This window comes from Streptomyces nanshensis (assembly GCF_001751255.1).
In the GTDB taxonomy this organism is placed as follows: domain Bacteria; phylum Actinomycetota; class Actinomycetes; order Streptomycetales; family Streptomycetaceae; genus Streptomyces; species Streptomyces nanshensis_A.
The window spans coordinates 1-10,859 of record NZ_LJGW01000206.1 but is presented as its reverse complement, the minus strand read 5'-3'; the positions used below and the strand labels follow the sequence as shown (position 1 = coordinate 10,859).

Below are 10,859 nucleotides of genomic sequence, written 5' to 3'. Positions count from 1 at the left end.
CAACGACCTCGACGCCGCCAAGGCGCGGGCCGTCGCCGAGGAGATCGGCGGCGTCGCGGTGCCCGGCGACGCCTCGACGGTCGTGCCGGCCGCCCGCGACGCCCTCGGCGGCGGCATCGACACCTTCTGCGCCAACGCGGGCGTCGGCACGGGCGGCGGCCCCGAGGCGGACGAGGCGCTGTGGGAGACCGCCTGGGACGTCAACGTCATGGCGCATGTACGGGCCGCGCGCGAACTGCTTCCCGGCTGGCTGGAGCGGGGCCGGGGACGGTTCGTCTCGACGGTCTCGGCCGCCGGGCTGCTCACCATGCTCGGCTCGGCGCCCTACAGCGTGACCAAGCACGCCGCGCTCGCCTTCGCCGAGTGGCTGGCCGTGACGTACAGGCACCGCGGCATCGACGTGCACGCCGTCTGCCCGCAGGGCGTGCGCACCGACATGCTCGCGGGCACCGGCACCGCGGGCGATCTGGTGCTCAAGGAGACCGCGATCGAACCGGAGGACGTCGCCGACTCCCTCTTCGAGGCCATCGCGGACCGGCGCTTCCTCGTACTGCCGCACCCCGAGACCGCGGGCTTCTACGCGACGCGCGCTGCCGAGCCCGACCACTGGCTCGGCGGCATGAACAAGATGCAGCAGAAGCTGGAGGAGCTGCTGGCCGCCGAGGAGCGGCAGTCCGCCGACGGCCCCGGGGAGGCGGCGCGTTGACGGTGACGTACGAGGACAAGCCGTGGCTGGGGCAGCTCAACGAGGTCCAGCGTGCGCCCGTCCGTCCGCCGGAGACGATGCTGCACGCCTTCCGCGAAGCCGTGCGCACGGTGCCCGAACGCACCGCCCTCGCCTACTTCGACGGACGTGTCAGCTACCGCGAGGCCGACGCCCTCTCCGACGGGATCGCCGCGCACCTCGCCGCCCGCGGCCTCCGGCACGGCGACCGTCTCGCGCTGATGCTCCAGAACAGCCCGCACTTCGTGCTCGCGCTGCTGGGCGCGTGGAAGGCGGGAGCGGTCGTGGTGCCCGTCAACCCCATGTACAAGGCGGCCGAGGTCGCGCATGTGCTGCACGACGCCGAGGTCGCGGCGCTGGTGTGCGACGAGCGCGCCTGGGAGCCGTATCTGCGGGCCACGGCGGCCGGTTCGCCCGTACGCATCGCGCTCACCGCCTGCGAACTCGGCCTTCAGACGCGCAACGACCCGCGCGTGCTGGACTTCGGGCGCGCGGCGCCCCGCGACGACGCCGGGAACGCCGGGGACACCGGGGGCACCGCGGACTCCGGGGCCGTCGACGATCTGCTCGCCGTCGCCCGCTCCGGCGGCCGCGCACCGCAGGGACGCGAACTCACCGGCGCCGACACCGCGTTGATCAGCTACACCTCGGGGACCAGCGGCGCGCCCAAGGGCGCCATGAACACCCACGCCAACATCGCCTACAACGCCGAGCGGCAGCACACCGGGCTCCAACTGCCCGACGGCTCCTGCATCTTCGTCCTCGCGCCGCTCTTCCACATCACCGGCATGGTGTGCGAGCTGTCCGCGTGCCTCGCGGGACGCGGCACCCTCGCGCTCGCCTACCGCTTCGAAGCCGGCGTCGTGCTGGACGCGTTCCTGGAGCACCGGCCGGCCTTCACCGTGGGGCCCTCGACCGCGTACATGGCGCTGGCGGCCCATCCGCAGGCCACACGCGAGCACTTCGCGTCCTTCCACGTCCTCTCCTCGGGCGGCGCCCCGCTTCCGCCCGCGCTCGTCGACCGCCTCGGCGCGGCCTTCGGCACCTATCTGCGCAACGGCTACGGGCTCACCGAGTGCACCGCGCCCTGCGCGTCGGTGCCGCCGGGCCGCGAGGCGCCGGTCGACCCGGCTTCGGGCACGCTCGCGGTGGGGGTGCCGGGGCCGGACACGGTGGTACGGGTCGTGGACGACGCGGGCAGGCCCGTACCGCTGGGCGAGCAGGGCGAGATCACCGTGCGCGGACCCCAGGTTGTACCGGGCTACTGGCGCAGGCCCGAGGAGTCGGCCGAGGCGATACCGGACGGCGAACTGCGAACCGGCGACATCGGGTTCATGGACGAGGACGGCTGGCTCTACGTCGTCGACCGCAAGAAGGACATGATCAACGCCTCGGGCTTCAAGGTCTGGCCGCGCGAGGTCGAGGACGTCCTCTATGGCCATCCCGCCGTACGGGAGGCGGCCGTCGTCGGTGTACCGGACGACTACCGCGGCGAGTCGGTCAAGGCGTACGTCAGCCTGCGGCCCGGGACCGACGCGGAGCCGCGGGAGCTGGTGGCGCACTGCCGCGAGCGGCTCGCGGCGTACAAGTACCCGCGCCGGGTGGAGATCCTGGCGGAACTGCCGAAGACGACCAGTGGGAAGATCCTGAGACGGGAACTGCGTTCCCTCGGTGACAGCGGCAATTGACCAAGTGGCGGCGGTCAGCGCGGTGTACGCGGTGAGCGGGCGCACGAAGAGAGGCAGGTGAGGGCGATGCCCACACCCGAAGCGGCGCCCCGGTCCGGCGCCCGCGGACAGCACGGCGCCGCCCGCGGCACCGCCGCGCAGCGGCCGGCCGCCCCGGTTCCCGTACCGCAGCGGCTGATGGCGGCGGCCACCCGGCTGTTCTCCGAACGCGGCTACGACCGCACGTCGGTGCAGGAGATAGTCGAGGCGGCGGGCGTCACCAAGGGCGCCCTCTACCACTACTTCGGCTCCAAGGACGATCTGCTGCACGAGATCTACGGGCGGCTGCTGCGGCTCCAGCAGGACCGGCTCGACGGGTACGCGGACGCCGACGAGCCGGTGGAGGCGCGGCTGCGGCGGGCCGCGGCCGACGTCGTCGTCACCACCATCGACAACCTCGACGACGCACGGATCTTCTTCCGCTCGATGCACCAGCTCAGCCCCGAGAAGCAGAAGCAGGTGCGCGCGGAGCGCCGCCGCTACCACGAACGCTTCCGCGACCTGGTCGCGGAGGGACAGCGGCGCGGGGTCTTCAACGCGGCGACGCCGCCCGACCTGGTCGTGGACTATCACTTCGGCTCCGTCCACCACTTGAGCACCTGGTACCGGCCCGACGGCCGGCTCAGCCCGCAGGAGGTCGCGGAGCATCTGGCGGATCTGCTGATGCGCGCGCTGCGCCCGTAGCGCGCAGGGGGAGACCGCCCGTCTCCGGGCGGACACGGGCAACAGCCCCTGTACGCGGCGGAGTCCGCGTCCGCACCACGACAACTGGCGTACGCGGCACCACGACTCGCGTCCGCACCACGACAACTGGCGTACGCGGCACCACAATGCGCGTGCGCAGCACGACAACTACGTCCCGGAGGTGGCACCGGTGAAGGCATGGCGCGTCCACAGGAACGGCGAGCCGCGCGAGGTGATGCGGCTGGAGGACATCCCCGATCCCGAACCGGGGCCCGGCGAACTGCTCGTACGGGTGCGCGCCGCCGCCGTCAACTTCCCCGACGCGCTGCTGTGCAGGGGCGAGTACCAGGTCAGGCCGCCGTTCCCGTTCACGCCCGGCGTGGAGCTGTGCGGCGAGGTGCTCGCCGCGGGCGAGGGCGCGGAGCAGGCACCCGGCTCCCGGGTGATCGCCCAACCCGCCCTGCCCATGGGCGGGTTCGCGGAACGTACGCTCGTCGGCGCGGCCACCGCCCGTACCGCCCCCGAGGCGCTGGACGACGCCGAGGCCGCGGCGCTCCACATCGGCTACCAGACAGGCTGGTTCGGGCTGCACCGCCGGGCGCGGATCCAGCCCGGCGAGACGCTGCTGGTGCACGCGGCGGCCGGCGGCGTCGGCAGCGCCGCCGTCCAGCTCGGCAAGGCCGCGGGCGCCCGCGTCATCGGCGTCGTGGGCGGCGAGTCCAAGGCGCGCACGGCACGGGAGTTGGGCTGCGACGTGGTCGTGGACCGCCGCACGGACGACATCGTGGCCGCGGTGAAGGAGGCCACGGACGGCCGGGGCGCGGACGTGGTCTACGACCCGGTGGGCGGCGACGCCTACGCCAAGGCCGTCAAGTGCATCGCCTTCGAGGGCCGCATCGTCGTCGTGGGCTTCGCGAGCGGCGCCGTGCCCACACCGGGACTCAACCACGCGCTGATCAAGAACTACTCGGTGCTCGGCCTGCATTGGGGCCTGTACAACACCAAGGACCCGGCGGCCGTGCAGGCCTGCCACGAGGAGCTGACGTCCCTGGCGGCGGACGGCGCGATCAAGCCGTACATCAGCGAACGCGTCCCGCTGACGGACGGCGCGAACGCGGTCCAGCGGGTCTTCGACGGCATCACGACGGGACGCGTGGTCGTCGAACCGTGAGTGCGGCGGCCACGCCGCAGGGCCGGTTCTCGGCCAACCCTGCCTCGCCCAGGGGAAGTTGGACTCCGCCCCGGCGCCGCGTCCGGTGAACCCGTAGCGTGCCGGGGCCGGGCGCGGCAGAATCGGCGGTGCTGATCCGGGGGAGTTCCGTTCCCCCGGATCAGCTTCGCGTCAGGCGTCGGCCCGGTGCCGGGCGTCGGCCCGTGTCACGCGTCGGCGTCCGTCAGGGCCGTCAGGCCGCGGCCAGGCTGAACCGCTGCCGCTCGGCGTCGATTTCGAGGATGCGGACCGAGACGCGGGTGCCTACGGGCCAGGACTCCTGGTAGGCGAGGCCCGTCACGCCCTCGTACTCGACGAACGAACCGAAGGGCACGTCCTGCGTGACCACGCCTTCGATGACGTCACCGGAGCGGTGACGGTCGAGGAATTCCTGCCAGCTCATGAACTCACCTCCTTCCGCCACGAGTTCGGCTGCACCGGTGGTACGTGCGCGCTCTCGTGGCGGGGGCGGGCCTCTCGCCCGCGGGGTGATCAAACGCCGGCCGGGCGTCCGTTCTGTGTACGGCGCGTGGCCGACCCGGCAGTCATGCGGACGAGCCTAGCCCCTGCGGGAGTTGAAGGGAACACACGCAGGGGCAGGGCGAGCGGAGAGGGCAAGGGGAGAGCTACGGGCCCGGGGCCGCGGGTCCCGGGCGGCGTGCCCGGGACCCGTGAAGCGCGGAGAGAGTGCGGGGGAGCCGCCGCCCCTCACTGACCGTCCGCCGCCGCGTACCGCTTCAACTCCCGCCGTGCCAAAGAGCGTTGGTGCACCTCGTCCGGACCGTCGGCGAGCTGGAGCGTACGGGCCGCCGCCCACAGCTCCGCCAGCGGGAAGTCCTGGCTGACGCCGCCCGCGCCGTGCAACTGCACCGCGCGGTCGAGGATGCCGACGACCGCACGCGGAGTGGCGATCTTGATCGCCTGGATCTCGGTGTGCGCGCCCTTGTTGCCGACGGTGTCCATCAGCCAGGCCGTCTTGAGCACCAGCAGCCGGAGCTGCTCGATCTGCACCCGGGCGTCGGCGATCCACTCCCGTACCTGGCCCTGGGCGGCCAGCGGCCGTCCGAAGGCCGAACGGTCCTGCGCACGACGGCACATCAGCTCGACCGCACGCTCGGCCATGCCGATCAGCCGCATGCAGTGGTGGATGCGGCCGGGGCCCAGCCGGGCCTGTGCGATGGCGAAGCCGCCGCCCTCCTCGCCGATGAGGTTGCTGCGCGGCACCCGCGCGCCGTCGAAGACCAGCTCGGCGTGGCCGCCGTGGTAGTGGTCCTCGTATCCGTAGACCCGCATGGCGCGGCGCACTTCGAGCCCCGGGGTGTCCCGCGGCACCAGCACCATCGACTGCTGGCGGCGGATGTCGGGGGCGTCCGGGTCGGTCTTGCCCATGACGATGAAGATCTTGCAGTCCGGGTTCATCGCGCCGGAGATGTACCACTTGCGGCCGGAGATCACATAGTCGTCGCCGTCGCGCCGGATGCGCGTCTCGATGTTCGTCGCGTCGGACGAGGCGACGTCCGGCTCCGTCATCGCGAACCCGGAGCGGATCTCGCCGTTGAGCAGCGGCTCCAGCCACGTTCTGCGCTGCTCGGCGTTGCCGAACTCGGTGAGCACCTCCATGTTCCCGGTGTCCGGTGCGGCGCAGTTGACGACGGTCGGCGCGAGCCGCGGGCTGCGGCCGAGGATCTCCGCGAGCGGCGCGTACTGGAGGTTGGTCAGCCCCGCCCCGTAGGTGCGGTCGGGCAGGAAGAGGTTCCACAGGCCGTGCTTGCGCGCCGTCCTCTTCAGCTCCTCCACCACGGGCGGGGTCTGCCAGGGGGACTCCTGCGCATCGCGCTGCTCGTCCGCGACGGCCTCCGCCGGATGTACGTGCTCGTCCATGAAGGTCTGGAGCTTCTTGCGCAGCTCTTCCGTACGGGCGTCGAATGCGAAGTCCAACTGACCTCATCCCTTCCGCAGCGTGGTGAGTCCGTTGTCGATGAAGACCGGGACGAGGCCGCCGATCCGGTCGAAGCCCGGCCCGACGGTCTGGCCGAGCGTGTAGCGGTAGTGGATGCCCTCCAGGATCACGGCGAGCTTGAACCAGGCGAAGGCGGTGTACCAGTTGATCCGCGAGACGTCACGCCCGGAGCCCCGCGCGTACCGTTCGATCAGCTCTTGCGGAGAAGGGTGCCCGGGCGCCTCGGCCGTCGAACTGACCGGCGCGTCGGGGACGTTGAGCGGTTCGCTGTACATCACCAGCAGCCCGAGGTCGGTCAGCGGATCGCCCAGCGTCGACATCTCCCAGTCGAGCACGGCGGTGATGCGTTCGTCGGGGCCGGCCAGCACGTTGTCGAGCCTGAAGTCGCCGTGTACGACGGCCGGTTCGGACGAGGCCGGGAGCTGCTGCCCGAGGGAGGCGTGGAGTTCGTCGATCCCGGCCAGCTCCCGGCTGCGGGAGGCGTCGAGTTGCTTGCCCCAGCGCCTCAACTGCCGCTCCAGGAAGCCTTCGGGGCGTCCGAAGTCGGCGAGGCCCACGCTCGCCGGGTCCACCGAGTGCAGCGCGACGAGCGTGTCGGGCAGCGCCAGCGTCAGCGCCCGGGTGCGTTCCGGGCCGATCGCGGCGAGTTCGGCGGCCGTACGGTACGGCACCCCCTCGACCTGCTCCATGACGTAGAAGGGCGCGCCCAGCACCTCGTCGTCCTCGCACAGCAGCACCGTCCCGGGCACCGGTACGTCGGTGCCGCGCAGCGCGCTGATGACGCGGTACTCGCGCGCCATGTCGTGGGCGGTGGCCAGCACATGACCGAGGGGAGGGCGCCGTACGACCCAGTGGTGCTCGCCGTCGGTGACGCGGTACGTCAGGTTCGACCGGCCTCCCTGGATCACCTCGGCCCGCAGCGGCCCCCGCACCAGGCCGGGGCGCTCCCGGTCCAGATACCCGGCGAGCCGCTCGGGATCGAGCCCGGGCGGATTCTCCTTGCTCATGTGCGTGCTCCTTCGGGTGGGGTGGGCGCGGGCGGGAGTCGGAGACGGGCGAGAAGGGCGAGAGACGGGGACGGGACGGACGGGCGCTGGGCACGATCATGCCGACTAGTCGGTATGGCGTCCAGGGGTGAACTGCCGCGGACCGTACGGAAAGACGCCCGTGTGACGAGACACACTCCGCGGCACGGAGATCCACGGAGCCGAGCGCCGCGGAGCCGACGAGCCCCGCGGCGCGGAGGCGTCAGGCATGGCATGCGACGGGCCTGCCGCCGTTCATCTGCTCCATGTCGCCCCATACGGCGAGGATGTCGAGCGGATCGCCCTGCGGACGCCCGTCCAGCTCCGCGTAGGCGCGGTGCAGATTCGCCACCAGCCGCTCGCTCTCGGGAAGCGCGGCGAACTCCGCGAACTCCTCGCGGTCCGCGGCCCGTTGCTCCGCCTCCCTCGCCGCCTGGAGCGGTGTGCGGCCGTCCGCGTGCGCGGAGCGGGCCACCCCGTCCACGTACCGCAGATAGCGCTCCACCGTGTCGTAGACCTCCGGACCGGCGACCGGCCCGTGTCCGGGCACCACCGTGTGCGCGCCCAGCCCCCGCAGCGTCTCCAGCGCGCGCAGCGAACCGCTCAGCGAGCCCATGGGGACGAACGGCGTGCCCCCGTGGAAGACGATGTCGCCGGTGAAGACGACGCGCTGCTCCGGCAGCCATACGACGGTGTCGCCCGTGGTGTGCGCGACGCCGGGATGCAGCAGCCGCACCTCGATCTCCCCGGCGTACAGCGTCAGTTCGTCGCGGAAGGTGCGGGAGGGAGCGGTCACCTCGACGTCGCCGAAGTCGACGTCCGGCCAGATCGCGTGGAGCTGCCGCCCGGCCGCCAGCGTCTCCCGGCGGCACGCCTCGTGTCCGACGACGCTCGCAGCGGGCGTGAACAGCGCATTGCCGTAGGTGTGGTCGCCGTGGTGGTGGGTGTTGACCACGGTGGACGGTGCCGGCGCACCGCTCGCCAGCAGCGCGTCGCGCAGCGCGGCGGTCCGGCGGAGCGTGGCGGCGGTGTCCACGAGCAGCGTCGTACCGCCGTCGCTGATCCAGCCCGCGTTGTTCAGGCACCAGCCGCCGTCGGGCTGTACGTAGGCGTGCACACCGTCGGCGACCCGCACCGTGTACGGCTCCTGCGGTGCGTACCGCTCCTGCGCTCCGTGCGGCTCCGCAGGCCCGTGCGGACCCGGCCGCTCCGGCGACGGCGGCGCGCCCCCGTCTGCCTCCACCCCTGACGCGGACGTCATGCTGCCCTCTCCCTCGCTCTGCACCTCTGGCCCCGAACACCCGCAGCTTGTCAGGGTGTTGGGGCCACGGCTACGGATACCGCTACCGTGCGAGCGCCTCCAGCGCCCGTTCGGCGACCTCCTCGGGGGCGCCCTCGACGGACACCGCCGCCCCGTGCTCGTCCGCCTCCAGCGGCTCCAGCGTCTCGAACTGCGAGCGCAGCAGCGTACGCGGCATGAAGTGCCCCGTACGGGCTGCCATCCGCCGGGCGATCAGCTCCTCGGAGCCGTCCAGATGCAGGAAGAACAGCGGCGCACCGCCCGCCCGCAGCCGGTCCCGGTAGCTGCGGCGCAGTGCCGAGCAGCTCACCACGCCGCCGTGCGGGGCCTGTTCGGCGAGCCAGGAGGCGATGGCGTCGAGCCAGGGACGGCGGTCCTCGTCGTCCAGCGGCGTACCGGCGCTCATCTTCCGGATGTTCGCGGGCGGATGGAAGGAGTCGGCGTCGGCGTACGGCACTCCGAGCCGCTCGGCGACCCGTTCGCCCACCGTCGTCTTGCCGGACCCGGAGACCCCCATCACCACGACGAGGGGCGGCCGTCGGTCCGGCGCGGCGCTCCGCTCCGGCGCCGTCGTCCCGCCTCGTATGTCTCCGCTGTCTCCGCGCTCTCCGCGTTCTTCGTTCACCACAGAAGGATCACCCCGGCCGTCGCCATCGCCAGTGTGCACAGTGCCGCCGCCCATACCGCCACCGGGTCCATGCCCGCCGGACGGTCCTCCCGCATCGCCGTGATGCGGCGGTGGGCCAGCACCAGGAAGCACACCCACGCCAGAACCCCGGCCGACGCCGCGGCGGCCTCCGGCGCCGACGTGCCGTCGCCCCCGTACAGCGCCGCCCGTACGCCGAGCGCGACGGCGACCGCGAAGGTCAGCGTCGTGCGGCGCCATGCGAAGCGCGTACGTTCCGGCTGGGCGCCGGGGTCCCCGGTGCGGGTCCCCTGCACACCGCCCCGGCCCGTCCCTCCGGCCCCTTCGCCGGCGGTGCTCACCGCCCCGCCCCCAGCGCCACCGCGGCCAGCACCAGCAGCGCCGCGAGGGCGGTCGCCGTCGCCAGCAGCACCGGGAATCGGGAGACGGGCAGGTCCTCGCCGCGCCGCATCGCCCGCTCGCAGCCCAGCCAGTGGTTGACGGCGCGGAACGCGCACATCGCGGCCGAGGCCAGCACCGCGACCGCGATCGTCGTCCGCATGCCCCAACTCAGGCCCGTCAGGAACTGGTCCACGGCGATGCCGCCCGCGACGAGCGCCAGCGCGGTGCGGATCCACGCGAGGAAGGTGCGCTCGTTGGCGAGCGAGAAGCGGTAGTCGGGCGTGCTGCCCTCAGCCCGCAGTCGCCGCGGCGCGCACCACAGCCGGAACGTCTCCCTGAGCCGGTCGATCATGCCGACGAGCCTACGGCTCCCTCCCCACGGCGCGGCCCTCCGCCCGCCGGACCGCCGCCCGTAGCCGGCACACCTGTTTCGGACGGGCCCGAAACCGCTGGTCGCCGCCCCGCCCGCTGCCTAGCGTCGTGGCCGCACGGAATCCGGATCGCACGGGATCCGCACGGAATCCGAATCGTCATGAAGCGGGGGGACATGAAGCGGGGGACCATGAACACGAGCAGGAGACGGACGACGGCGGCCGCGGTGGCCGTGGCGGGCGCCGCGCTGGCGCTCGTCGCGGGCGAGGCCGGTACGGCGACGGCCGCCACGAGCGACGGCGGCACGGGGACGAGCGCGCAGACACGGGAGGCGGAACCGCCCACCGCGCGGCTCGCCTTCACCATGACGGGGCCGGGCGCGGCCTTCGCGGTTCCGGGCGCGCTGCCGGCCGGGGCCACGGCTCCCGAGCCACGCGGCGCGGACTGCGAGGGAGGCCCGACCGATCCCTGCGGGATCATCTACAACCGCACCGGCCACACCCTGCAACTCGCACGGGATTCGTCCTCGCACTGGAGCTGCTCGAACCCGAAGAACTTCCGGAATCTCCCGAGCGGCAGGAACTCCAACTCCTACGGCTCGCCGAAGTGGCCCGACGTCGACTGCTTCCGGGACAAGAACCACTGGGTGGTCACCAACGGACGCCCGTACCCGCCCGGCGAGTGGATCCGTACCTGGACGGCGAAGTGGATCTACTGACCGAAGGCCGGACGACGGCGGCGCAGCGCGGTCGCCGAAGTCGCCGGTGACACGGCGCCGTTGGGAGAGTCCACGGGCCCCGTACCGTCCGCGCACGACACCGCGGACGGTA

Annotated in this window: 12 protein-coding genes; 5 read left to right on the top strand and 7 right to left on the bottom strand. The window is 72.8% G+C overall.

The genetic code is table 11. From position 1 onward, the window contains the following. From AN218_RS12115 to AN218_RS12100, 4 genes are all read left to right on the top strand, one after another. On the top strand, window positions 1–706 hold a 706-nt coding region (locus AN218_RS12115; RefSeq protein WP_070016856.1), incomplete at its 5' end, for an SDR family oxidoreductase. Between the two features lie 2 nt (window positions 707–708). Next, complete coding sequence (locus AN218_RS12110) at window positions 709–2,412, top strand: class I adenylate-forming enzyme family protein (protein WP_420855965.1); 1,704 nt, start codon at window positions 709–711, stop codon at window positions 2,410–2,412. Window positions 2,413–2,589: 177 nt separating this feature from the next. Continuing rightward, window positions 2,590–3,135 (top strand): TetR/AcrR family transcriptional regulator, encoded by a 546-nt coding sequence (locus AN218_RS12105; RefSeq protein ID WP_070016859.1) that lies wholly within the window; start codon window positions 2,590–2,592, stop codon window positions 3,133–3,135. A gap of 190 nt (window positions 3,136–3,325) precedes the next feature. Continuing rightward, entirely contained in the window at window positions 3,326–4,306 is a 981-nt protein-coding gene (locus tag AN218_RS12100) for an NADPH:quinone oxidoreductase family protein (protein WP_070016854.1), read from the top strand. 232 nt (window positions 4,307–4,538) lie between these two features. Here the strand turns inward: AN218_RS12100 and AN218_RS12095 are convergent, their stop codons facing one another. The 7 genes from AN218_RS12095 to AN218_RS12065 all read right to left on the bottom strand — a co-directional run bounded on the left by AN218_RS12095 (window position 4,539) and on the right by AN218_RS12065 (window position 10,009). Further along, window positions 4,539–4,748, bottom strand: a complete 210-nt coding sequence (locus AN218_RS12095; RefSeq protein WP_070016853.1) for a S1 RNA-binding domain-containing protein — start codon at window positions 4,746–4,748, stop codon at window positions 4,539–4,541. A gap of 305 nt (window positions 4,749–5,053) precedes the next feature. Beyond that, window positions 5,054–6,283: an acyl-CoA dehydrogenase family protein gene (locus AN218_RS12090; RefSeq protein ID WP_070016852.1), complete on the bottom strand. Its 1,230-nt coding sequence runs from the start codon at window positions 6,281–6,283 to the stop codon at window positions 5,054–5,056. Between the two features lie 6 nt (window positions 6,284–6,289). Continuing rightward, a complete protein-coding gene (locus AN218_RS12085) occupies window positions 6,290–7,312 on the bottom strand; it encodes a phosphotransferase family protein (protein WP_070016851.1) in 1,023 nt (340 codons plus the stop codon). 241 nt (window positions 7,313–7,553) lie between these two features. Then, window positions 7,554–8,591, bottom strand: a complete 1,038-nt coding sequence (locus AN218_RS12080; RefSeq protein ID WP_079132085.1) for an MBL fold metallo-hydrolase — start codon at window positions 8,589–8,591, stop codon at window positions 7,554–7,556. Window positions 8,592–8,673: 82 nt separating this feature from the next. Further along, window positions 8,674–9,147 (bottom strand): gluconokinase, encoded by a 474-nt coding sequence (locus AN218_RS12075; protein WP_070016857.1) that lies wholly within the window; start codon window positions 9,145–9,147, stop codon window positions 8,674–8,676. A gap of 104 nt (window positions 9,148–9,251) precedes the next feature. Beyond that, window positions 9,252–9,617 (bottom strand): DUF202 domain-containing protein, encoded by a 366-nt coding sequence (locus AN218_RS12070; protein ID WP_420855964.1) that lies wholly within the window; start codon window positions 9,615–9,617, stop codon window positions 9,252–9,254. Beyond that, window positions 9,614–10,009 (bottom strand): YidH family protein, encoded by a 396-nt coding sequence (locus AN218_RS12065; RefSeq protein ID WP_070016849.1) that lies wholly within the window; start codon window positions 10,007–10,009, stop codon window positions 9,614–9,616. Before AN218_RS12065 ends, AN218_RS12070 begins: the two co-directional genes overlap by 4 nt. 210 nt (window positions 10,010–10,219) lie before the next feature. Between AN218_RS12065 and AN218_RS35380 the strand changes: the two genes are divergently transcribed. Next, window positions 10,220–10,747, top strand: a complete 528-nt coding sequence (locus AN218_RS35380; RefSeq protein WP_141747544.1) for a hypothetical protein — start codon at window positions 10,220–10,222, stop codon at window positions 10,745–10,747. Window positions 10,748–10,859: the final 112 nt, after the last annotated feature.